The organism is Mesorhizobium sp. Root695 (genome assembly GCF_001428185.1).
In the GTDB taxonomy this organism is placed as follows: domain Bacteria; phylum Pseudomonadota; class Alphaproteobacteria; order Rhizobiales; family Rhizobiaceae; genus Mesorhizobium.
The window spans coordinates 131,689-156,034 of sequence record NZ_LMHO01000043.1 but is presented as its reverse complement, the minus strand read 5'-3'; the positions used below and the strand labels follow the sequence as shown (position 1 = coordinate 156,034).

The window sequence follows — 24,346 nt, the reverse complement described above, 5'->3', positions numbered from 1 at the left end:
AGACCTCTGATCTGGCAAGGCAGTTCATCCAGGAGCAGGTTTTGCAGGTGAAGCAAAAGCTGCAGACCTCCGAGGAGGAATTGGTCGCCTATGCAAAAGATGCCGGCATTACGGTTACGGGCGACGACAAATCGCTGATCGGCTCGAACATCGAAGCCCTGAACACCGCACTGGCCACGGCAATCCAGGAGCGCCTTGATGCGGGGCGGATGGTGGATCAGATAGAAAAGGGCCGCGGGTCGAGCCTCGGTCCGGTTCTGGAAAGCGAAGGTCTGCAGAAGCTCAGCGAAAAGTTGGCGGATCTGACCAGCCAGTATCAGCAGAAACTGGGTATTCTGAAGCCTGGTTATCCGGAAATGCAGCAGCTGCAATCGCAGATCAAGGAACTGCAGCGGCTCTACAACAACGGCGTGCTGGCGATAACCGATTCGTTGCGGCTGAAATACCAGGAAGCGCAGAACAAGGAGGCCGATCTCAAATCCAAGCTCGCGGAGATGGAGAGGCAGCAGGTCGCCTTCAACGACAAGAATATCAAATACACGATCCTGAAGCGTGAGGTCGATTCCAACCGGTCACAGTATGACAGCCTCATCACAAAGCTGAATGAAGTCGGGGTTAGCTCGGAGCTCAAGACGCAAAGCGCCGCGATTGTCGATTTCGCTTCGTTGCCCACAGCCCCCTATTCTCCGCGCCTGAGCATCAATCTTGCAATCGCTCTGGCGCTTTTCATGGCCTTGGCTGCATCGATCATCTACATCATCGAGTTGCTGAACAACACCTTCACCAACCCTGAGCAGATCGAGAAAGAGCTGGGGCTGTCGATGCTCGGCATCTTGCCGCTTGTCGATGACCGCGAACTCATAGGCAGCATCGCCGATCAGAAGTCCGGGCTCTCCGAGGCCTATCGTTCACTGCGAACATCGCTGCAGTTCTCCGGTGCGGAGGGCGCGCCGCGATCGCTGCTGGTGACCAGCTCGGAACCGTCGGAAGGCAAGTCGACCACCTCGTTCAAGCTTGGCCAGGATTTCGCGGCGCTCGGCGCAAGGGTTCTGCTTGTCGATGGCGACCTTCGCAAACCCAACCTGCATCGGCTGTTTGGCCTCGACAATGCGATCGGGCTGAGCAACCTGCTGACAAATACCGTTCGCAAGGACGATCTGGCGGGCATTTTCAGGCCGACGAAATACGCCAATGTCACCGTGCTGACGTCCGGAACGATTCCGCCGAATCCGGCCGACCTGTTATCTTCGCAGAAGATGGCGCTGGTCTTGACCAATCTCGGCAAACGCTTCGATCTGGTCATCATCGACGCCCCACCGGTCGTCGGTCTTTCCGATGCACCAATCCTCAGCCGGCTTGCCGAAGGCACGTTGATGGTCGTTTCCACCAACCAGGTCACGCGCAAATCAGCCAAGACGGCGGTCAAGCGTCTGCGCGCAGCCGGTGCGAATGTGATCGGAGCGGCGATGTCGAAATTTGCGGTCAACACGTTCGATTATAACTACGCCTACAAATACATGAACTACCAGTACTACGACTACGGCGCGAGTACCCCGAAAATTGAGGGCAAAGTCGATGACGGAGCAGGCCAGCCCGCTCACGCGAAATCTGCGACGTTCAGGCGTTTGGTTCGTCGCCTCCGTTCTGGTGTTGGCGGCCTCGTCGATCGGGTTAAGTCGGTTTCTTGAGACCCGAACGCCGGCCGTATCGCTTGCGCTCGATCCGTTGAACATAGACGCCTTGATAGGTGAAATTACCGGTCAACTGAACGAAACAGACAATGGTGCTGATCTCGACGTTTTGGCTGAAAAGGCCAGGGACGCACTTCGCTTCAATGTCGCGGACGCCCGGCTCTACAGCCTGATCGGCGAGATCAAGTACCGGCAAGGCGAGAAAGACGAGGCTTTTGAACTCTTCGATCAGGCTCGAAGGCTGTCCAAGACCGAGATCCATGCGCTTCAGCGGTCGATCGACCGCTCGATCGAGCTGAGCGATCTGTCAAAGGCTGTCGGGGAGATCGACACCTTGCTGCGCCGGTGGCCGGACCGGTTTCCCGTCATCGCCGCGGGCATGCCGGCCATTCTTTCAAATCCAGACGGATATCAGGCTGTCCTGGCAGCCATAAGGATCGAGGCACCGTGGAGGGCCGGTCTTTTCTCCGCCCTTGGCCAGGATCCGCGCGGCCTGCGCGCAGCAGATCAACTGCTGCTCGACCTTGCCGGATCGGGTTCACCGCCGACACCGAAGGAATTGTCCGCCGTAATCAACGGCTACATCAGGCAAAAGCAATACGAGGCCGCCTATCGGCTGTTCCTTTTCAGCCTGTCCGATCAGGAGCGGACGCTGGGCGGATACATTTTCAACGGCGGCTTTGAGCCGGTCCGCAGCGGCAAGCCGTTCGATTGGCAGGTTCACGATCGATCCGGTCTGGAAATTACCTTTGCCGGGTCGCGCGAGGTCGGCGAAAGCGACAGCGGAGCGACCGTTCGATTTTTGAACACGCCGGTGAAGAACGCCGCGCTCCAGCAATATGTCGAATTGCCTCCCGGCTCTTACAGGATTTCCCTGATCGCCTCCGCGAGAAACCTGAAGCTGCCAAAGCAGCTGTTCTGGTCCATCAGATGCGCAGATCCGGCAAGCGAGATAGCCCGGTTCAACATCCCGGAAGGCACATTCAACCGGCAGGATTTGAGCCTGGATTTCGCGATCGGAGCAAGCGCGTGTCCCATGCAATTGCTGCGGCTGGAAACAGCCGCTATCGCTGAGAGCTGGCGATTTCGATACGTCGGCACGTTGGTCATGCACAAGCTGAGCATCGAAAGAGTTTCATCTTGAGAGAGCGGTCAACCCGGTCCACGGAGTGGGAAAAGTATCTGCTTGGGTCGGTTCTTTTCGTGTCGGTGCTGATTGGCGGCGGCACGGCGAGTGGCCTTTATACCGAAACGCTGATCGAGATTGCGGCGATTGTTTCGGCCGCGGCCGTCTTTTCAAGGCCATCGGGGCAGGGCATTCCCCGTTCGGCTCTGTGGCTGCTTGCCCTTGCCCTGGCCGTGTTATGTTTTCAGATCGTGCCGATGCCCGCGGCCCTGTTGAGCGGATTGCGGCCTGAAGTTCTGCTCGCGAGCCCGTGGCTCGCCGGCGAGACCGAGCTGCGCTTCATCAGTGTTGGCGTGGGGCGCACGATCGAGTGTCTGTTGTATTTCGCGGCGGCGGCGGCATTTTTCCTGGGCGTCACCCGCCTGCGCCCGGATCAGGTCTACGGCCTTCTGCCCTTCTTCTTTATGGGTGTCATCTGCAACGGATTGGCCGCGGCGATCCAGTATTCACTCTCCGACACGGTTGCCATAGAGGGGTTGTTGCCGTTCACGATAAACGCGGGGCTGTTTGCCAACCAGAATCATTTTTCAGCTTTGCTCTTCGTCTCCATTCCCTTCGTCGTCTACTACGGTCTGTTCCGCGGGCACCTTCTGTCCGGATCGCTGGGGTTGATGTCGCTGTTGCTGCTGCTTCTGGCCGCGGGTTCGCGCGCCGGTATTCTGATAGGGCTAGCGATCACGATAATAGCGGTTGTCTTTCTGTCTGCTCGCTCCAGGCTAGGCGGTTATGGCATCCTTGCTGTCTTCATCGGTCTTTCGCTCTACACGATAGGCGCGTGGACCAAGATCGATGCGGAGGTGGTTGATCCGGCCTTTGGGCGAGCTGAATTTGCCCGCACGACGATTGCGGGAATTGAAGAGAATTGGCCGACAGGAGTGGGTTTCGGCAGTTTTCAGAAGGTCTATCAGATTTACGAAAAGGGAGAGATGATCTTCAAGCCCTACGTGAATCACGCTCATAACGACTATCTGGAATTGGCACTTGAGGGTGGGGCGCCTGTTGTTTTTCTGATCGCAGTTTACCTGATATTGCTTTTTGCATCATCTGTTGGGGGCCGGCGAGATCCGCTTCAGAAAGCGGCGTTCCTCTCAGTGTCGTTTCTTCTCGTTCATTCTCTGGTTGATTATCCCTTGCGAACAGCGGCGCTTGCGATGGCTTTTGCGTATATGAATGGCATTATCCTTCACAAGGGATTTGCTGAACGGTTGAGCCAAAGAGGCGAGTCGACCGCGGCCCGTCATGACAATCTCCTTGTTCCCGTCAGGCCGTCGGCTCTGGCAAGATAAGAGCAGTGGGGTCGCCTGGAATTGGCGATGGATTGGCGCCGGACGTGGTCCGGTCGTTTGTCGAATCCCGAGATTGACAAGCCATTGCATGGAACCTAAGCACGGACTGCTCGGGCCGGGGGGCTTAGGCATGTCAAGGAGAGCTTCTTGAAAGGAATTATCCTTGCTGGAGGCAGTGGAACGCGTCTTTATCCGCTAACATTAGCAATCTCTAAGCAGATTCTGCCGATATACGACAAGCCGATGATCTATTATCCGCTGAGCGTTTTGATGCTCGCGGGTATCCGCGAGATTCTGGTCATTTCAACGCCGCGTGATCTGCCGGTTTTTCGCGATCTGCTTGGCGATGGATCGGAGTTCGGGCTCGAGCTGTCCTATGCCGAGCAGCCGCAACCCAACGGCCTTGCGGAAGCCTTTATCATCGGCCGCGAGTTCATCGGCAAGGACAGCGTGTCGATGATCCTCGGCGACAACATCTATTTCGGCGATGGGCTGTCGCAGCTTTGCCGCGACGCGGCCTCGCGCGAAAAGGGCGCTTCGGTGTTCGCCTATCATGTCGAGGATCCCCAGCGTTATGGTGTCGTATCCTTCGACAAGGCCACCGGAACGGCGCTGACGATCGAAGAAAAGCCGCAGAATCCGAAATCCAACTGGGCTGTCACGGGTCTCTATTTCTATGACAACGACGTCGTCGACATCGCCCCCGCCATCCGGCCCTCGGCGCGCGGCGAGCTCGAGATTACGGCGGTCAACAATGTCTACCTCGAGCGTGGCCAGTTGCATGTGCACCGGTTGGGGCGCGGCTATGCCTGGCTCGACACCGGCACGCAGGACAGCCTGCATGAAGCCTCCTCGTTCGTGCGCACCATCGAGCATCGCCAGGGCATCAAGGTCGCCTGTCCCGAAGAGATCGCCTTTGAACAGGGTTGGCTGACTGTGGACCAGGTTCTGCGGCGCGCCGACCGCCTGGGCAAGAATGAGTATGCCGCCTATCTGCGCCGGCGTGTCATCGATCTGTCGGAGGGCTAGGTGCTGGAAGTCAGGTCCCTTGGCATCGATGGCGTGCTGGAAATCGTTCCGAAGCGACATGGCGACGCGCGCGGTTTCTTCGTGGAAACCTACAATGCCGAGCGCTTTTCGCAGGCCGGCATAGACTTGGCTTTCGTGCAGGACAATCACTCCTATTCAGCGGCGGCGGGTGTCTTGCGGGGGCTTCATTACCAGCTTGCGCCGCGGGCCCAGGACAAGCTGTTGCGCGTCATCCGGGGCAGCATTCTCGACGTCGCGGTCGACATTCGCCGCGGCTCGAAGACCTTCGGAAAATGGGTCGCTCTCGAAGTGTCGGCCGAAAAGGGCAACCAGATTCTGGTGCCGAAAGGCTTCGCGCACGGCTTCGTGACGCTCGTGCCCGACACCGAGGTCCTGTATAAGGTCACCGACACCTATTCGCAGGCGCATGACCGGTCGATCCGCTTCGACGATCCCGCCATCGGTATCGAATGGCCGTCATTGACCGGCGGGTTCCAGCTTTCTGACAAGGACCTGAAGGCGCCGCTGCTGGCCGCCGCCGAGGTGTTTGCCTGATGGATTGCCAAGGCGTGAGGACAGCGGCATGAATTTTCTGGTGACGGGCGGTGCTGGCTTCATCGGTTCGGCGGTGTGCCGGCACCTGTGCGCCAACCCCGCCTATCGGGTTACCAATCTCGACAAGCTCACCTATGCGGGAAACCTGGCCTCGCTGCGGCCGATCGAGAATGCGCACAATTACCGCTTTGCTCATGCCGATATCTGCGACGAGAAGGCGGTGCTCGACATCCTCCACCGGGACGATATCGACATCGTCATGAACCTTGCCGCCGAGAGCCATGTCGACCGTTCGATCGACGGGCCGGGCACGTTTATCGAGACCAACATCGTCGGCACCTACAAGATCCTCAATTCCGCGCTGGAATACTGGCGCGGCCTGCCCGAGGACAGGAAGGGCCGCTTCCGCTTCCATCATGTCTCGACCGATGAGGTGTTCGGCGATCTTCCTTTCGATGGCGGCATGTTCGTCGAGGAGACGCCCTACGCGCCGTCTTCGCCCTATTCCGCCTCGAAGGCGGCCTCGGATCATCTGGTGCGGGCCTGGCACGAAACCTATGGCCTGCCGGTCGTGCTTTCCAACTGCTCGAACAATTACGGACCCTATCACTTTCCCGAAAAGCTGATCCCGCTGGTGATCCTCAACGCGCTCGATGAAAAGCCGCTGCCGGTCTATGGCGCCGGCGCCAATGTGCGCGACTGGCTGTTCGTCGAGGATCACGCGCGGGCCCTGGAACTCGTCGCCACGAAGGGCCAGCCGGGCGAGAGCTACAATGTCGGCGGCAATTCGGAGCGGACAAACCTGGGCGTCGTCGAGACGATCTGCGATCTGCTCGACAGCAGGCGTCCTCGAGCCGGTGGCAAGAGCCATCGCGACCTGATCTCTTTCGTCACCGACCGTCCCGGCCATGATCGCCGCTATGCGATCGACGCTTCGAAGATCAGCCGTGACCTCGGCTGGGCGCCGAAGGAGAATTTCGACAGCGGCCTGGCCAAGACCGTCGATTGGTTCCTCGACAACAAATGGTGGTGGGGGCCGATCCGCGAGCAGCGCTATGCCGGTGAACGGTTGGGCGAAGCACGCAAGGGGGTCGCGTGAGGCTCGTTGTCACCGGACGTGAGGGCCAGGTCGCGGCAAGCCTTCTGGAGGCCGGCCAGGGGCGTGCCGGCGTGGAGGTCATCGCCATTGGCCGTCCGGACCTCGACCTGGCAAGACCCGATACTGTCGTCGAAGCCATTGCGGCCGCGAAGCCGGACATCGTCGTCTCGGCTGCCGCCTACACGGCGGTGGATCAGGCCGAGGATGAGCCCGACCTGGCATTCGCGGTGAACGCCGTCGGCGCCGGCAAGGTGGCGCAAGCAGCAAGACGGCTTGGCGTGCCCGTCATCCATCTTTCGACCGACTACGTCTTCGACGGCAGCGCTCCCGGTGCCTATGTCGAGACCGACGCAACCGCGCCGCTCGGCATCTACGGCGCCTCCAAACTCGCCGGCGAGCAGGCGGTTGCATCAGCCAATCCGCGCCATCTGATCCTGCGCACGGCCTGGGTCTACAGCCCGTTCGGCAAGAATTTCGTCAAGACCATGCTGCGGCTTGCCGCCGACCGCGACGAGATATCGGTGGTGGCCGATCAGTGGGGAAATCCCACCTCGGCGCTTGATATCGCCGACGCAATCCTGCATGCGGCAGCACGGCTGTATGGAAACAAGGATTCCGCCGCGTTCGGCATCTATCATCTGGCCGGAACCGGCGAGGCCAACTGGAGCGGCTTTGCCCGCCATATCCTCGACACAAGCCGCGTGTTTGGTGGCCCTTGGGCGCGGGTACGGGACATTGCCACGATGGACTACCCGACCAAGGCGCGCCGCCCCGCCAATTCCCGGCTATCGAGCGCGAAATTCGCCTCCGTCTTCGGCTGGAACGCGCCGGACTGGCGGGCGGCGGCAGGCCGAGTTGTCGAGCAACTGCTTGCGAGGCGCATTTTAAATGGATGAATCATTGAAATCACACAATGACCGGAATGCAGCTCCCGACGTAACGCACCCAGATCAACTGGGCCCGATCCTAGACGACAGACTTGCTCCGCTATTTTGGCCGCCCGCGTCGCTCGATCGCGCAAGCGCCTGGTTCGGACACATCCCCTTTGCGCAGTGGCTCGTCAATACCACTAGCCCGAATGTCTTGGTGGAACTGGGCACCCACACTGGTGTCTCGTATTCAGCGTTCTGCTCGGCAGTCGCACGTGGAAATCTCAATACTCGTTGTTTCGCTGTCGATACATGGAAGGGGGACGATCATGCAGGTCACTACCCGGAACAGATTTACATAGATTTTTCACTGTTTAACGACGCGACTTACGGCAGTTTCTCGACCCTATTGCGGCGAACCTTTGATCATGCGGTAGAGCATTTCGCTGACGGGACCATTGATCTTTTGCATATTGATGGTTTTCATTCCTATGAGGCGGGTAGCCACGATTTCAATACGTGGAAGCCAAAGCTCTCCGACCGCGCGATCGTTTTGTTTCACGACACCAACGAACACAGAGAAGGCTTCGGAATCTGGCGGCTTTGGGAAGAACTAAAACAACAGTACCCAACCTTTGAATTTCTCCACAGCCATGGACTGGGTGTCCTTTGTTTTGGAAATCACGTCCATCCTGCTGCAATTGACCTGTGCAATCTCGATGGTGAAAATGCCAACAAGCTGCGAGAGCGTTTTCAAGCCATCGGAGACAGATGGACCCTGGATGCGGCCCTGCGTCGCAAATCAACCGAGGCTGAGGCTCGGCTTGGCAAGCAGGCTGAAGAAGCAGCCTCCCTTCGAAAGCAGCAGGAAATTGCAGCGAAAGAGCGCGCGGATTTGCTTCGGGCCAATGATGGATTCAAGTCTGAACTCGAATCCATTGCGCGACATAGAAACCAGGAGGGGGAGGCAGCCCGCAAATTGATCAGTACACGCGATGCTGAAATCGCAAGGCTGACGGCCGAGAAGAAAGGCTATGAGATACAGAGGCGGGAACTCGAAACTCATCTTGTGGGCCTTCGTCGAGAAAAGCAGGAATTCCTAGCATCTACTTCTTGGCGTCTCACTGCGCCGGTTCGCTTGATGCCAGCCAGCATACGCGTTCCAGCTAGGCGTCTCGCGAAGTTGGCTTGGTGGGGCATCACACCTCACCTTTGGGCTACGCGGTACAAATACTATCGAAACGCATTCTCTGTTAGGAATTCTGAAGAAAACACGACGTCTTCCGTTGTCACGGGATCTTCAAGTAGAACGCAAAAACAAGTTGAAATCAGATATCCTATAAAGCGAATAGAGGATAAGTTTAATTCGGTTGCGATCATCGTCCCTATCTATAATGCTCCAGAGGAAACGGAAAGATGTGTCCGCTCGATCTTGCGGCATAGTGACTCTTCGGTTCGCCTCATTCTGATAAATGATGCTAGCTCAGACCATAAAGTCCGGGAAATTCTGGAGAAATATCAATGTTTGCCAAACGTCGAGGTGGTTAATAATAAAGACAATCTTGGTTTCACAAGAACGATCAATCGTGGCATTGAACTGGCCGGTTCTGCAGATGTCGTATTTTTAAATTCAGATACGATCGTCACACCCCAGTGGTTGCGCAATCTTCAATTCGCAGCGTACTCGGAAGATCGTATAGCCACAGCGACGCCATTTTCGGACAATGCAGGGGCGTTTTCGGCGCCGGAGATTGGCAAAAGGAACTCAATCCCGGCATGGCTGGAACTCGACGACTACGCTCGTCTGGTCACGCGTGGCAGCATGCGGCATTACCCCAAGGTTCCGACCGGAAATGGCTTCTGCATGTTTGTCAGACGAGCCTGTATTGAGGAAGTTGGCGTACTTGATGCCAAGGCGTTTCCGCGTGGCTACGGCGAAGAGAACGATTTCTGCATGCGCGCCGGCAGGAGAGGTTGGCGGCATGTGATCGATGATGCGACGCTGGTTCATCATGTACGCTCAGCAAGTTTTGGCGATGAGAAAACGAAATTGATGAAGGATGGTCGCGCTGTTATCGACAAGCGCTACCCGGAATACACGCGGAAGGTTCGTAGCTTTATCGATGACCCCATCGCTTCGGCTGCACGCCAAAGAGTTGGCGAGGTTGCCTCTGTCCCGCTGCTGCAGAATGGAGTGCGCCCCCGCGCCGTATTCGTCATATCAACCCGAACTGGCGGCACGCCGCAAACAAATCAGGACCTTATGGAGGCCCTGGACGACCGCTACGAGTCTTATCTGTTGCGCTGCGATGCTAAAACAGTCGAATTTTTCCGGATCGCTGGACGCCAGCAAATACTGTTGGAGGCGGTCAAGCTCGAACGGCCGATCAAAGCATTTCCACATGTGTCGGAGGAATACGACGCGATCGTTCGCAGGCTTTTAATCCAGCACCAGATCGAGATTGTGCATATTCGGCACATAGCATGGCATAGCCTCAAACTACCCGCGATCTGCAAATCTTTGCAGCTTCCGGTCGTTTTTTCATTTCATGACTTCTATACTATTTGCCCGACGGTCAAGCTTCTTGACGAGAATCTGCAGTTCTGCGGGGGGGCGTGCACAGCGTCGCTCGGCCAGTGCAAACATGAATTGTGGACCGATCCAGACTTCCCTCCATTAAAACGTAACGCCATAACGGACTGGCAATCAGCGATGAGCGAGATGCTGGCGCACTGCGATGGCTATATTACGACTTCATATGGATCGCGTGATCAGATTATGAAGATCTATCCGATTACGCAAAAAAAGCCATTTCCTGTCATTCCGCATGGCCGCGATCTGCAGATGAAGAATGTGGCTAGTACGTCTAGATCAAAAAACGAGAAAATTCGCATACTGGTGCCTGGTAACATAGATGTTTCCAAGGGAGCAGGGATACTAGAGTCCTTGACGAAATTGGACAAAGAAGGAGTGTTTGAGTTTCATCTCCTTGGCAGGACGACAATACCGCTGACCAAGGATTTCGTCTTTCATGGACCCTATAAGCGGGAAGAATTTATTCAGAAGGTGGAGAGCATCCGCCCTCATTTCGGCGCCATCTTCTCCATTTGGCCTGAAACATTTTGCCATACTTTGACAGAAATGTGGGCGTGCGGGCTGCCCGTACTGGCGCTGGACTTCGGCGCTGTGGCCGAGCGCATACGCCAAACGGGAGGCGGATGGCTTCTTGCGAATTCCTCGCCGCAGACCTTGTTTGACCAGTTGCAGGCGATCGCGCACGATTTCGCGGACTATTCGCAGAAACTCGATGAAGTTCGTCTATGGCAGGAACGGATCGGCCGCACCAACTCCACGCTTTGGATGTCACAGTATTATGACGAACTTTATCGAAGCCTATTGACGCGCGAAGCACATGTCTCCGAAGGTCTGCACCGTCCTCGCGTCGGAGTGGTCCTGCCCGGAAATGGGCCTGATTATCCCGCTTCGAGTCACATCAGAGTTTTGGAAAAAATTCGCGACAACATACGGCGATCCGTCAGATACGACATCATCCCTGCCAGTGATGTGGCCGATGAAGCGACTGTCGGCCAGTTCAACGCTGTCCTTGTCCAACGTACGGCCTTGCAGCCGGATGATTTATCCAAGTTTGAATTAGCGTGTTCCTCCAGCGGCACGAAGATCATCTACGAGATAGACGACGACTTGATCGGCATGCGCGACCGACCCGACCTGACCGTCAATTACGAAGCATTTAAGGAGTCGATAAATTCAATCGCCAAAATGGCTGACGTGGTGGTCACATCCACACCGATTTTGGCGGATCGCCTCCGAACCATCAACAGTTCGGTGGTGATTGCGGAGAATGCATTAAGCGAGCGGCTCTGGTTTGGGCCAATCGACTCTGTCCTTGATGGCCTGGGAGTTCCCAACCTCCAAAAGCGCTCTACCCAGGAAATCCGTATAGTTTACATGGGAACAAAAACCCACAGCGCAGATCTCGCGCTTTTGGAGCAGCCAATCAGAAGGTTACGGTCTGAATTCCCAAACCTTCGATTCTTTACGATCGGAATTACTGGAGAATCAGAGGACTGGTTTGAGAAAGTCAGTATCCGGGACAAGTATAAGATCTATTCGAATTTTGTGCCATGGTTCAGAAAAATCGCAATGGAAATGGATATAGCGGTTGCTCCTCTCGAAGGAACGCTGTTCAATGCCGCCAAGTCCCCCTTGAAATTCTATGAATACTCTGCAGCCAAACTCTGCGGCCTCTACAGCGCGGTTGAACCGTATAAGTCCGCCGTTCGCCCAGGAGAAACGGGTTACCTAGTTGATAATACCGTTGAGGCTTGGACGAACAGGTTGCGACACGCAATCCAAAGACCGGATGAGAGGCGCCAGATGGTGGCCAAGGCATTTGACGAGATGCTTCATCATCACAGGATGAGTTCTGCGGCAGAGCAACTGGATGACATCGTCATGGATCTGTCCGACGTTCAGTCAGAAAAGATAGTGGCCGGCAGGTGAGGCCGACTGAAGTTTACGGGCAAGGGTGTCGATGGCCATTGGCCCTCAATCTGTTCTGTCGAAGGTGCCGGGGAGGGGTTGGCTGACATCGAGGGAGAGCCGCTTACGACGAAAGAGCCATAGCGCTGCTTGGGGCACTGTGGCTTACGGCGCACCTGCCCGTGCTGGCCGCCGGGCTGCTCTGTTGAGAGCGCGCTAAAGAGGGCCAAGATGGTCATCGATATTCTCGCCGACTGGTTGCGCGCTATCGGCGGTTGTGATTTGTGGACGTTTTCGTCAAGGGAGGGTGCCGGCAATGCCCCACGTGGTTCGCATCGAAGCTCCAGTCTCTAAGGTGATCGAATCTCTGGTAACGCCAATAAGGGGGTGGATCTCTTCAGACGTCGAGCCGTCGAGCGTTACAATTACCCTTGGTGGTCAGGAGGTAAGATCCAACCTCATCGACCGTCCCGATGTGCGGCGCGCTTTCCCTGGGAAGTCCGCTGCTGGATTTGTTTCCAAGATCGACTTTCGAACCGTTTCTAACTTCGACAAAATCGAAGATGTCGTACTTTTGGTGGACGGGAAAGAATTCGCACGGCTGCCGGTCAGGGTCGACAAGATTGCCTCGTTTCGGGATTCTTGGGCTAACACCAAAAAGAAGAAATTGGCTTGGGCAAATGATCATCTTGCGTGCTCCGTATGCGGAAAAAGTATAACATTTACATCGACCGAGATTGATTGCAAAACTTGCGGCTCTCACTTTACGATGGGTTCAAATTCGATCGATCTGCTCCCGCAGAGCTTGCGTGACGAATTCCGGATCATCGATACGGAAAACGTCTCCGCACATCCATATGCGCCAGAAGCAATGAAGTTCTTTTCAGAGGTGTCGGCAGATCGTGGCATGATCCTGGACATGGGATCGGGCGATCAAGCGTATATAGATCCCAGCATAATTTGTTCCGAAATCGTCGCATACCCAGCAACAGATGTGCTCGCGGTCGGGCAGAGGCTCCCCTTTCAAGATGCGTCTTTCGATGGTGTTCATTCCAACGCAGTCTTGGAGCACGTAACCGACCCCTTCGCTTGCGCTGCCGAAATAATGCGTGTCCTCAAGCCCGGCGGGCGGATATTCTGTTCCGTCCCATTCCTTCAGCCCGAACATGGCTACCCGCATCACTATTACAACATGACGCAGGATGGTCTGACCAACCTATTCACCCGCTTGGGCGCAAATGTTCTCGAAAAAGCCACTCCGAATTGGGGGCATCCCATGTACACAGGCCAGTGGTTTATGTCTTCTTATCTTAAATATTTGTCACCCGATCAGAGGACGAAGCTGGAAGCAATGAGCATTTCTGATTTCTTGAAACTTCGGCGATCACCAGTAGAACCAATGTTTTCGTCGCTCTCCGATGAAGGGCTACGGGTGCTTGCTTGCGCGACGTATGCTACATTTTCGAAGCCTTGCTGAAGGTACAATCCGGCGTGAGCTAGGCGGTAGTTAGCTTCGCCGTTTCCTTGTCCGCGGCCGTAACACCGGAATGTCATAGCAGCGCGCTAGACTCAGGAATAGGAACTGAGTTCTCCGGCAACGGTCGCCGACGCTTCTTCAGTGCTAGAGACGGATACTCCACATAACGCCATGAGAGCGCGGCGAAGCCCAGCGTGACGGGGAGTGCTATCGCGAACATCTGCCAAGCTCCTATTTCAGGAACTAGATGGGCAACCATCTGCTGCACGGGAAAGGCGTATAAGTAGGTGCCATATGAAAGGTCACCGAGCCTGGATGTTAGAGCTTTGCCCCGCGATCCGCTCATGCCGACATAGAAGACGAGATAGGGCAGGGCCACTGTAAGGAAGGCTGGGAAGGCCGGTGTCTTGGCTGAAAGGTAAAGGCCACCCACGAAAGCTGCTGCGATGGCCCCGTGCATAGGAATATGCTCGCGATAGAGCCAGAAGCCGGTCCCGATCATAAAAAATGTGCCGTAGCGCAGAAAGGGGTAAGTGGTAACGACGCTGAAAAGCTGTGGGCCGCGATGGGGACCGAATCCAAGCCCGTAGAACTGTACGCCCACTGCATACAAAATCAGGAAAATCAACAGAACGCCGCAGAATGTCCCCCTATGCAGCAAGCCGAGCCCCGCAAGAGCGGGAAGAATGAGATACCACACCGCCTCAAGCGGTATGGTCCACAGCGAGCCGTTGATCGTGCGGGCGTAAGGCGTTGTCTCGAACACACCCGGAAGCCTGAATTGAAGATCTACGATGAAGATGCCGGATAGATAAACCCAGGTTTGCGAGTTCGTGAAATAGGCCGCCAACGGGAGCGTGGTGGCGCTTGGCCCAATCACGAAAACGGCGAAGAGGAGAACGACGGCTAGTCCTGGGAAAATGCGCAGGGCGCGGGCGAGCAGATATTCCGCCAGCCTTCGTTCTTTGAATGAGCGTGCAATCAAGAACCCGCTTATCACGAAGAAGATCGCGACTGCGAGGTCGCCCCCGGACACGCCGAGCGGGCTGAACGGCTCTCCTTTGCTTCTTGTCAAAGGATAGCAGTGGCTAAAAAGCACAAGCGACGCTGCGAACAGCCTGATTGCGTCAAAGTTGTTGGCGCGGGGGTTGAAGCGCTCAGCGAGCGTTGGGGAGCAGATGTTGGGATGATTATGCACAACCGGTCCGCATGGGATGTTCTAGACTAGGCAACGATGGGGGGCCAGATACCAACGCCATCTACCTCACAAACTTGTTTTAAACTCGACCGCTGGCCACTTCACAAGCCGCTCCCGTTTCGCATCAATTCCCAGAAACCTCAATCCGCCAGTTCGCGGTAGGCACAGATTAGATCAGTTGCCACATCAACTCGAACGGCTTTAGGCTCGTGGGAGAGTTCACGCTACCGGCGACGTGCCGGCTTGCTTGCCGAACCACTCTTCAGCTCCGCTAAACGTCTTCAGCCGTGCCGCCTCCAATTCCAGAATCTTGTTGCAAGTCTTCTGCAACAGTGCGTGGTTGTGACTGGCCAGCACGATGATCCCCGCCTTCTCGGCCATTTCGTTCATGCGCTGCCGCGCCTTGTCCTGAAAATTAGGGTCGCCGGCGCCGATCCATTCGTCCATGAGCAGGATCTCGGGTTCTAAGCTGGTAGCGATGGAAAAGGCCAACCGCGCCGCCATGCCCTGACTGTAGGACTTGAAGGGCAGATCGATGAAATCGCCGAGTTCGCTGAATTCGATGATCTCGTCCATACGGGACCCAATCTCATCCGGACTCCAGCCATTGATGAGGCCGCGCAATTCGATGTTGCGCCGCCCGGTGGCCTCGGGGCGGAACCCCAGCGCGATGTTGAACAGCGCATCGACCCGTCCGTTGATCGAGACGGTGCCTGTTGTCGGCTCGTAAATGCCGTAGAGCACCTTGAGGAGGGTAGTCTTGCCTGCACCGTTAGCACCCACGAGACCGAGCCGATCACCCGCTTCAAGCGAAAAGCTCACGCCCTCAAGCGCCGTCACATGGCGAGTGCGGCCGACACCTTCGATGCGTCCGCCCGCCAGTGCACGCCTGTCGCGCAGGGCCAGCGTCATCTTTTGGCGGACCTTATAGCTAAGCCCAAGATTTTCAGCGCGGATCGAAACCATCAGAGCACGAAAACGATCTTCTTTCGGCATCCGCCCAGAAGCAGAGTGGCCAATACCCATAGGAGCAGGATGATCATGGTGCAAATGCCGAAAGCGGTGGCCGGGAATTCCGCGTTCATAACCGGCAGGCGCACGATCTCCAGGAAATAGGTGAAAGGATTCCAGCGATAGAATTCGGCGCGGATACCTTGGCCCGGGCCAATCCAGAACACCGGAGTGAGGAACGTGCCGATGCGCATAAGGTTCTGAACGACGAAGCTCAGATCGGGGAAGAAGGCGCCAGCAACGGCAAAGACCAGGATCGCCGCCGGCGTCGCTACGATAATCATGATGAGCCCCAGCCCCGACCAGAGCCAGTCAGAGGTGACCGGCGTGTGCACGAGCAGCAGGATGGCGAAGCAGCCAACCAGAGCGTAGCCCGCACGGATCACCGATTGCAAGGTTAGGCGCATGACATAGACGGTGAGCGGCAGGGTTGTGCCCTTGATGAAACTCTCCTCACGGGTGAAGAGCGAGACGCTTTGAGTGATCACCTCCATGAGATAAAGCCAGACCAAAAGGCCCGTTGCCACATAGGCGGCATAATGCGGCACAGAGTGGTTATCGCCAAAGATGACCACAAAGGTGCCCGCGTAGGCGAGGTAGTTGATCAACAGCCAGATGGGGCCAAGAGTCGTGCGTTTGTGCTGGTCGCCGATATCCTCATGGGCCAGAGCAATCCACACCCGGCGCAACTTCATGGCCTTGGAGATATCGTCAAAAGCGCCGGTTAGTACCGCAATCATGGCTGGTAGTATCGCATCCGTTGTTCTGGCGCATTATCCTTCGCCGCCATAGCGAACCACCAAGCCGTCTCTAATAGACATTTCGGCAGGCAGATGGCAACGCATTGCGTCGTAGCGAGGTCGGGAGCAGAGTCAACTGCGGCAAAACTGGACACATGCTGATGCCGCGTTGCCCCTTTAGTAGCATGATCTAATGTGGACTCGGCAGCATCATCCAAAAAACATCTAGCTATGCCTCCCGGCCCGCAGTATGCGATACAAGACGGCGGGGGCCGGGGATGGCACTTTGCGAAAGGTGATCGGCCACGAAGTATCTTCGTGTTCGCAACTTTCTGGTGTTCATATCCGTGAGCCTGGAGTCTAGTGCTGTCCTATGAATTCTTATCTCGAATCAGTATTCGGGCTCCGGCCACGGATGCGGCGTGCCTTCATCATGATCCAGGACATGGTCATGGTCCTGGTCGCCGTGGCGCTCAGCCTCGTGCTTTCGCGGTCGGATCTTTCGTTCGGCGCCCTCTCCACCGAGGGTCTGGCCACCTGGGTGAGCACTATTCTCATCAGCCATTTGCTGTTCAGATATTGTGGCCTCTACACGACCGTCTGGCGCTTTGCCTCGACGCCGGACTTTTTCAACATCCTGAAGAGCTGCGCGATTCTGACGCTCACGCTTTACGTGGTTTCGCTGCTGGTTCGTTCCTTCCTGCCCGTGCAGGGGCTCAACGAGCGTCAGTTCATCGTCTTCTTCCTCGTCTCCTTCACGATCATATCGGCGCCCCGGCTGTTCTACCGCTTCCTGCGTGATGGCGCGAGTTGGGGGATTTTGGGCCGCAAGACCGACAAGGCGCAGGCCAAGCAAGCGTTGTTCGTTGGCCGGCTCGGCGAGGCCGACCTGATCATTCGCTTCACGCGCACGGCGCAGCCGGCGGACTATTCCATCGCGGGCATCATGGCGACCGAACGCGGCGCGCCGTTGGGGACGCGGATCCAGGGTGTTCCCGTGGTGGCGACCCGGCCGCGCCTGATCGACGTCCTGGAAGACTACGCGACCGGCACCAAAAGCCTGGACTTGCTGATTTTCGGCAGCGGCGCCGAGCGCGAGATCGAGGAATATTCGGAACTCGTCCGCGTTGCCCGGCACGGCGATATCAATGTGGTGCAGTTCTCCGGTCTTTCGGAGCTGGAACAGCACGGAAAGCTGGTTCTCGACACGGTCGAGATGGAAACGATCCTGCGCCGCCCGACAGTCGCGTCCGATATCGAGCGCATCGGCGCCTTTGTGGGCGGCAAACGTGTTCTGGTCACGGGGGGCGCCGGCTCGATCGGCCAAACGCTGGTCAAACGGTCGCTGCAGCTGGGAGCGGAGGCGGTGCTGGTCGCCGACAACTCCGAGTTCGGCATTTTCCAGCTGAGCCAGTATATCGACGAGAAGGACCACGACCGTCTCAAGGTCCGCATCGTCGATGTCGCGGACCGGCGCCAGATAACGCGTGTCGTCACGGAATTCCGGCCGGACATCATCTTTCATGCCGCTGCGCTCAAGCACGTTCCGCTGCTCGAGGAAAACTGGGATTCGGCCATCCAGACCAATATTTTCGGAACGCTCGTCTGTGCCGAAGTCGCCGCCAAATGCGGGGTTGCGCAATTTGTCCTGATATCGAGCGACAAGGCGGTGGATCCCTCATCGGTGCTTGGCATGACAAAGCGGGCCGCCGAACAGATCATCAGCGCCTTGCACGGAACGCCAGCAGGCGAGACGGGCGGGCGTCGCTCCGCCACCAAATTCATAGCTGTGCGATTCGGCAATGTCTTTGGCAGCAACGGTTCGGTGGCGACCATATTCCAGGCGCAGATCGAGGCTGGGGGGCCCGTCACCATCACCGACCGGCGCATGACGCGCTATTTCATGACCGTGGCCGAAGCCGTCGATCTCGTCATCATGTCGGCGACCGATGCCGCGTCACGGCAGGGCGGGCAGGACTATGCCGTCTATATGCTCGACATGGGCAAGCCGGTGCCGATTCTTGAAGTGGCCGAAACGATGATCCGCATGTCGGGAAAGAGCCCATACAAGGATATCGCAATCCGGTTCACCGGCATAAGGCCTGGTGAAAAACTCCACGAAACGCTGCATGGCGAGGATGAGGAACTCGTCGAACTCGGCATTTCGAAGATTTTTGGCCTCAGCACGGACGTCGTGGAATGGTCGGATGTCCAGATCGCGCTCGCGGAGCTGCAGCAATCGGCAAAAAACCAGGACAAGGCCGCCGCGCTCGCCGTGTTGGCAAGCCTTGACCGCGCCAAGAAGGCCAGGGGGAGTGCGCGTCAAGACGCGATCCCGAAAACGGCCGGGCAGGCGAGCTAGGCCCGATTCAGAATTCAGAAAGCGATCTTGGTCGTGGGTAAAGCAGATCTGCGCGTCGCGGTCCTGATGGGCACGAAAGACGGCGCCGCCTTCATCGATGAGCAGCTGCAATCCCTGCTCGCGCAGTCGCACCCTCTGGTCGACCTGTGGATTTCCGACGATGGCTCCATCGATGGCACGACCGCCATCATCGAGACATGGAAATCCCGCTGGTCCAAGGGTCGAATGACCCTCGTGGAGGGGCCGCGGCAAGGTTTCGCCGCCAATTTCCGATCGATGATCCTCGATCGACGCATCGATGCGGACTGCTATGCCTTCTGCGACCAGGACGATATCTGGGAGCCCGACAGGTTGGAGAGCGCTATCGGCTGGATGCAGGCCCATGGCACAAAAAAAATCCCGCTGATGTTTTGCTCGCGAACCGCGACCATGACGGAAACGGGAAGCCTAGTCGGCCATTCGCCGCTGTTTGCCCGGCCGCCATCCTTTCGCAACGCGCTTGTGCAAAGCATCGCCGGCGGCAACACCATCCTGCTCAACGCCGCGGCACGCGACCTGCTGGCCAGGGCCTCCGCGCGGACCGGGTTCGTCAGCCACGACTGGTGGGCCTATCTCATCGTGACCGCCGCCGGCGGCATCGTCCGCTATGATCCGCGGCCGCTGGTGCGCTACCGGCAGCACGCGGCAAACCTGGTTGGCGCCAACGTATCGTGGAGAGCAAGGGTTTCCCGGCTTGGCCGCCTGTTCAAGGGCGAGTTCGCCGGCTGGACGGACCTCAACCTTGACGGTCTTGCCGTCAATCGCGACCTCCTGACCGAGGACGCTGCGGCATGCCTCGACCTGTTCGCCAGCGGGCGGCAGGGCGGTCTTTTCCGCCGCTTGGCGGCCTTGCGAAAAAGCGGTGTCTATCGGCAGACAGTTTCCGGGAACCTGGGGCTCAATCTCGCTTTCATCCTGGGGCGCATCTGAGCATCGAATAACTGTGCGGCACGCTTGGTCAACAGATGAACTCATGCTACGTCGACCGGATTGACGGGCTTGGGCTGCCGCGTTGCCTCGGGATTTTGGCAGGGAGCATTATCGGCCGTTCATGAAGCCAGCCAAGCACATCTTCGATCTTGCCGGTGCGGCTTTGCTGCTGGTGGCCACATTTCCTGTTTTGGTGCTGGCCGTGCTTGCCGTTCGGGCATCGTCACCGGGTCCGGCCATTTTTTCGCAGACGCGGGTCGGCCGTGACGGACTGCTTTTTCGCTGTCACAAATTGCGCACGATGTATGTCGGGACGCCGTCATTGCCCTCGCATGAGGCGCCGGAAAATTCCGTGACATCTGTTGGAAAGGTCTTGCGGAAGTTCAAGCTCGATGAACTGCCGCAATTCTGGAACGTCCTGAAGGGCGAAATGAGCCTGGTCGGGCCGCGCCCCTGCCTGCCGACCCAAACGGAATTGATCGAGTATCGCAGGCGGCTGGGGGTTTTGGCCGCACTTCCCGGCATAACCGGCCTTGCCCAGATCAAGGGCATCGACATGTCGAACCCGGAGCTGTTGGCGCAAACGGATGCCGCCTATCTGCGCACAGCGTCGTTCCGGCTCGACCTTCGGATCCTGCTTGGAACGCTCTATCTAAGCTGATCCCGGGAAAGATCATGATCAAAACAAGAAGTCAGGATTTGCCGAGCCGCGCTAGCTCGGCCAGCCGCTCCAGTGTGCCGGTTTCAGGCGCCCAGCCCTGCGACACCAGCAGGGCAGGATTGCATATCTGTGTCGCGGTCAGGCTATCCCAAAATGCTCGCCTGCCCAGCACGCTTGCTGCCGGCCGCATCAGGCCGGCTGGCACGGTCATCAGGCGCATTGGCCGTCCGAAACCCCTGCGAAAGGCGGCGATGATGGCCTCGACGGCGACCGGCGGCACATCGGCGCCAACATAGATCGGCCGAAGTGACCCCGAATGGCTCAGCAGGTGCGACACCGCTCGCGCTGTGGCCTCGCAGGACATCAGCGAGCGGCTTCCTGTCAAGGCGCCCGTTGGCAGCGGCAGCGCCGTATCGGCCAGGCGCATCAGCGTCGCGAGGTTTCCTTTCATGCCGCTTCCATAGACGGGAGGCAGGCGCAACACGGCGGCGTCTGAGCGGCCATGCGACGCATAGGCGTCCAAAACCTTGATCTCGCCCTCGCGCTTCGAGCGTCCATAGACGCATTGCGGGGCAGAGGGCGTATTCTCGTCAATTGTTGCGCTGACGCGAGCGCCGATCACGGCCCGGATCGAGGAGAGATGGATGAAGCGTCCGCTTGCCTGGGCGGCCGCTGCATGCGCCAGCCGCGCGCTCAATTCCACATTGGCCGCCTGGTAATCGGCTTCAGTGGCATTGCCCTGATCATTGTTGAGGCCGGCACAATGGACGACATGGGTCACATCCCTGGTGAGCGCCAGGAAGGCCGCGGCCGGCGCATCGAAATTGGGCATCGGCACCGTGTCATCCCCCGACCCGAGCCTCTCCGGATGGCGGGAGGCGAGGCGAAGCTCGGCACCGGCTTCGCGAAGGTGGCGCACGACAAGGCGCCCGACGAAACCCGTCGCGCCCGTGACCAGGACTTTCATAGCCTTGCCCGGAACAGCTCTTGCGTGGCTGATGGAAGTGCTCGCTCTTCCATCACTGGTGCAAGTGCCTGCTCTTCCACCACTGATGCAAGTGCCTGCTCCTCTAACAAGGGAACCTGGCGTCCGGAGGCGAGATATGTTCCGCTTACCAGGAAGACCATCAGCACTGAGTCCAGAATGTCATGGCCGACCAGGATGCCCGTCATTCCGGCCGTCAGATAAGTGATCACCACCACGACAATCATCGTGGCGCCGAAGCGCTCGATCGGATCGCTGCTGTTTCGCAAGACCTGGGCGGCATTTCCAGCGGCAACGACAAAGATCGCCGCCAGCGTCACGGCGCCCAGAATTCCGGCTTGCACCAAAGTGGTCAGGAAGCCGTTGTGAAAATGGTTGAAGCCGGCGTCCATCGCGAACTGGTCATGGAAGCCTTGCTTTATCAGTAGCTGAGTCGCACCCACACCATGTCCGAACACTGGCATGTCATGGAATGCCTTGAGGCCGATCTGCCAAAGCGCAACGCGTATTCCTACCGAGGTGCCGTAGTTGCCGCTGGCTCCAAGCGCATTCCAATCGGAGCGCAGAAAGTCCACGCGCCCGGATATCGCTTGGAATCCGAAAGCGGCGATCACGACGCCGACCGCCACCAGCAGCAGCAGCAAGCGAATGGCATTCCTGCCTCTAAGCCTGTGCCGGTTGATCAGCAGAACGGCGATGCCGGCGATCAGCAGCGCCAGCCAGGCAATACGCGAACCGGAATAGATGATGGCGATCGTCCCGGCCAGTGTGGCGTAGAAGAGGGGGTTTCGGGCTCGCTCTATGCCTGACAAGGCACCGGCCACGCAGATTACCACGGCAAGGCAGACGACGGTTGCGAAGACGATCGGATTTCCGGCCCCGCCCTCGGCCCTGACCCCAATCCAATATTGCTGGATGACGGCCATGAGCAGCGCGACAAAACAGGCGGCCATGCTGGAGAGCACGATGGTGCGGGCAAGCGTGGTTTTCTGCGTGATGCTCCAGGTCGAATAGGAGACAGGGAAAAACAGGAAGGTTACGAGCGGGAGAAGATGCGGCGCATCCCGGACGAACGAGTTGTTGACGATGGAAGCCAGGAGATTGGCGGCGCAGTAAGCATAGATCGCGACCGTCAGCCAGATCATGGGCCGATCGGCGTTGAAGCGCCTTTTCCGTAAAGCAATCAGCAAGACGGACGAAAGCCCGCCGCCGTTGAACACAAAGCTGACCACCGATCCCAGGACCGGCGGAAAAAAGAAGCAAAGGATGGAGAAGTAGATATTGACCCGCGAAGGCGTGAACTGCTGTCTCAGGGATGAAAACCGGCTCAATTTTGGCTCGCTGTTTTCGGGACGTTCATGCGGCGGATCTTGTTTAGCGAAGTAGAATGCGCTCGCCTCGAAATTGCCCATGCCTCATGATGCACTTGCCCGCTTCCCGAGGCTGGTATAGCGGCTGGGCTGCCTTTTCGATAGTGTATCGGAGCCGATTGCCCTGAAAATCGGCAGCCGGCGCCGATCGATCGGCGAAGATCCCTGGCGGGCCGCGGCCGGTCTACTCAAGCAATATTTTTCCCACGTTTTCTCAGCTGTTGAGCTGGCGAGCAGGAATTTCCGGGTTTTTAGGTGTCCGTGGAAAATTCATTCCCGAACCGTGTGCCGCGGGGCTAGTCCAGCATTGTTCTTGACAACAGCGATCTGCTAGAACGCCGGCACGACAGAGATTGTCCAGAAGCAAGGCTTGAACCGGGCGCGGAATGCTCGACGATTTGAGGCAAGGCCTTCTGTTAAAAGGCACGAGAGAACGCTCACAGTCCATGACAACAACGCTTACGCATCTTCAGCGGCTTGAAGCCGAATCCATCCATGTCTTCCGCGAGGTTGCGGCCGCTTTCACCAAGCCGGTCATGCTCTATTCGGTCGGCAAGGATTCATCCGTGTTGATGCATCTGGCGATGAAGGCCTTTTATCCCGCCAAGCCGCCGTTCCCCTTTCTCCACGTCGACACGACGTGGAAGTTCCGCGAGATGATCGCCTTTCGCGATCAGATGGCGCAGAAACTCGGCTTCGATCTCCTGGTTCATGTCAACGAAGACGGCGTGCGCGACAACATCAATCCGTTCGACCATGGTTCGAACACGCACACCCACGTGATGAAGACCGTGGCGTTGCGCCAGGCGCTCGACAAATACGGTTTCGACGCGGCCTTTGGCGGCGCTCGTCGCGATGAGGAGAAATCGCGCGCCAAGGAGCGCATCTTTTCCTTCCGCAACGCCCAGCACGTGTGGGATCCGAAGAACCAACGCCCCGAGATGTGGAAGATATTCAACACCCGCATCGCATCGGGTGAATCGATCCGCGTCTTTCCGCTATCGAACTGGACCGAACTCGATATCTGGCAGTACATCCTGCAGGAAAGTATCCCGATCGTGCCGCTCTATTTCGCCAAGGAGCGGCCTGTGGTGGAGCGCGACGGCATGCTGATCCTGCGGGATGACGAGCGCATGAAGCTGCGCCCCGGCGAGATAGTGGAGAACCGGCTGGTGCGGTTCCGCACGCTGGGCTGCTATCCGCTGACCGGCGCCATCGAATCGGATGCCGACACGCTGGAAGCGATCGTCGGCGAAATGCTGACTGCGCGCACGTCCGAACGGCAGGGGCGCCTGATCGACCGCGATGAAGCTGGCTCGATGGAAAAGAAGAAGCGCGAGGGGTACTTTTGACC

18 protein-coding genes are annotated in these 24,346 nt (G+C 57.7%); 13 read left to right on the top strand and 5 right to left on the bottom strand.

Going from position 1 to position 24,346, the window contains the following annotated elements; translation table 11 throughout:
• Window positions 1-47 precede the first annotated feature (47 nt).
• The 9 genes from ASD99_RS27375 (at window position 48) to ASD99_RS35010 (ending at window position 13,696) form a co-directional block, all read left to right on the top strand.
• Window positions 48-1,688, top strand: a complete 1,641-nt coding sequence (locus ASD99_RS27375; RefSeq protein ID WP_244497927.1) for a polysaccharide biosynthesis tyrosine autokinase — start codon at window positions 48-50, stop codon at window positions 1,686-1,688.
• Entirely contained in the window at window positions 1,576-2,835 is a 1,260-nt protein-coding gene (locus tag ASD99_RS27370; RefSeq protein WP_057145483.1) for a tetratricopeptide repeat protein, read from the top strand. The genes ASD99_RS27375 and ASD99_RS27370 overlap by 113 nt, the downstream gene beginning before the upstream one ends.
• Before the next feature lie 59 nt (window positions 2,836-2,894).
• Window positions 2,895-4,163, top strand: a complete 1,269-nt coding sequence (locus tag ASD99_RS27365) for an O-antigen ligase family protein (protein WP_244497922.1) — start codon at window positions 2,895-2,897, stop codon at window positions 4,161-4,163.
• Between the two features lie 147 nt (window positions 4,164-4,310).
• Complete coding sequence (gene rfbA, locus ASD99_RS27360) at window positions 4,311-5,192, top strand: glucose-1-phosphate thymidylyltransferase RfbA (RefSeq protein WP_057145481.1); 882 nt, start codon at window positions 4,311-4,313, stop codon at window positions 5,190-5,192.
• Window positions 5,193-5,747 carry a dTDP-4-dehydrorhamnose 3,5-epimerase gene (gene rfbC / locus ASD99_RS27355; RefSeq protein WP_057145480.1) on the top strand — a complete coding sequence of 185 codons (555 nt, stop codon included), beginning with the start codon at window positions 5,193-5,195 and terminating at the stop codon, window positions 5,745-5,747.
• A gap of 28 nt (window positions 5,748-5,775) precedes the next feature.
• The gene (gene rfbB, locus ASD99_RS27350) at window positions 5,776-6,846 is read left to right on the top strand and encodes a dTDP-glucose 4,6-dehydratase (protein WP_057145479.1); all 1,071 of its coding nucleotides are present in this window, start codon (window positions 5,776-5,778) and stop codon (window positions 6,844-6,846) included.
• Window positions 6,843-7,742, top strand: a complete 900-nt coding sequence (gene rfbD, locus ASD99_RS27345; RefSeq protein WP_057145478.1) for a dTDP-4-dehydrorhamnose reductase — start codon at window positions 6,843-6,845, stop codon at window positions 7,740-7,742. The genes rfbB and rfbD overlap by 4 nt, the downstream gene beginning before the upstream one ends.
• On the top strand, window positions 7,735-12,240 hold the full coding sequence (locus tag ASD99_RS32815) for a class I SAM-dependent methyltransferase (RefSeq protein WP_082583437.1): 4,506 nt from the start codon (window positions 7,735-7,737) through the stop codon (window positions 12,238-12,240). The genes rfbD and ASD99_RS32815 overlap by 8 nt, the downstream gene beginning before the upstream one ends.
• Window positions 12,241-12,535: 295 nt before the next feature.
• Entirely contained in the window at window positions 12,536-13,696 is a 1,161-nt protein-coding gene (locus ASD99_RS35010) for a methyltransferase domain-containing protein (RefSeq protein ID WP_057145475.1), read from the top strand.
• A 73-nt stretch (window positions 13,697-13,769) separates the two neighbouring features.
• Here ASD99_RS35010 and ASD99_RS27325 read toward each other — a convergent pair whose 3' ends face one another.
• From ASD99_RS27325 to ASD99_RS27315, 3 genes are all read right to left on the bottom strand, one after another.
• Window positions 13,770-14,894, bottom strand: a complete 1,125-nt coding sequence (locus ASD99_RS27325; protein ID WP_162256732.1) for an acyltransferase family protein — start codon at window positions 14,892-14,894, stop codon at window positions 13,770-13,772.
• 219 nt (window positions 14,895-15,113) lie between these two features.
• On the bottom strand, window positions 15,114-15,860 hold the full coding sequence (locus tag ASD99_RS27320) for an ABC transporter ATP-binding protein (RefSeq protein WP_057145473.1): 747 nt from the start codon (window positions 15,858-15,860) through the stop codon (window positions 15,114-15,116).
• The gene (locus ASD99_RS27315) at window positions 15,860-16,645 is read right to left on the bottom strand and encodes an ABC transporter permease (protein ID WP_057145472.1); all 786 of its coding nucleotides are present in this window, start codon (window positions 16,643-16,645) and stop codon (window positions 15,860-15,862) included. Before ASD99_RS27315 ends, ASD99_RS27320 begins: the two co-directional genes overlap by 1 nt.
• Before the next feature lie 373 nt (window positions 16,646-17,018).
• Between ASD99_RS27315 and ASD99_RS27310 the strand changes: the two genes are divergently transcribed.
• The 3 genes from ASD99_RS27310 to ASD99_RS27300 all read left to right on the top strand — a co-directional run bounded on the left by ASD99_RS27310 (window position 17,019) and on the right by ASD99_RS27300 (window position 20,637).
• Window positions 17,019-19,007 carry a nucleoside-diphosphate sugar epimerase/dehydratase gene (locus ASD99_RS27310; RefSeq protein WP_057145471.1) on the top strand — a complete coding sequence of 663 codons (1,989 nt, stop codon included), beginning with the start codon at window positions 17,019-17,021 and terminating at the stop codon, window positions 19,005-19,007.
• 33 nt (window positions 19,008-19,040) lie between these two features.
• Window positions 19,041-19,976 carry a glycosyltransferase family 2 protein gene (locus ASD99_RS27305; protein WP_057145552.1) on the top strand — a complete coding sequence of 312 codons (936 nt, stop codon included), beginning with the start codon at window positions 19,041-19,043 and terminating at the stop codon, window positions 19,974-19,976.
• 121 nt (window positions 19,977-20,097) lie between these two features.
• Window positions 20,098-20,637 carry a sugar transferase gene (locus ASD99_RS27300; RefSeq protein WP_057145470.1) on the top strand — a complete coding sequence of 180 codons (540 nt, stop codon included), beginning with the start codon at window positions 20,098-20,100 and terminating at the stop codon, window positions 20,635-20,637.
• A 31-nt stretch (window positions 20,638-20,668) separates the two neighbouring features.
• Here the strand turns inward: ASD99_RS27300 and ASD99_RS27295 are convergent, their stop codons facing one another.
• A complete protein-coding gene (locus ASD99_RS27295) occupies window positions 20,669-21,604 on the bottom strand; it encodes an NAD-dependent epimerase/dehydratase family protein (protein ID WP_057145469.1) in 936 nt (311 codons plus the stop codon).
• Entirely contained in the window at window positions 21,601-22,854 is a 1,254-nt protein-coding gene (locus ASD99_RS27290) for an O-antigen ligase family protein (RefSeq protein WP_413813960.1), read from the bottom strand. Before ASD99_RS27290 ends, ASD99_RS27295 begins: the two co-directional genes overlap by 4 nt.
• A 584-nt stretch (window positions 22,855-23,438) precedes the next feature.
• Between ASD99_RS27290 and cysD the strand changes: the two genes are divergently transcribed.
• Window positions 23,439-24,344 carry a sulfate adenylyltransferase subunit CysD gene (cysD, locus tag ASD99_RS27285; RefSeq protein ID WP_057145468.1) on the top strand — a complete coding sequence of 302 codons (906 nt, stop codon included), beginning with the start codon at window positions 23,439-23,441 and terminating at the stop codon, window positions 24,342-24,344.
• Window positions 24,345-24,346 lie beyond the last annotated feature (2 nt).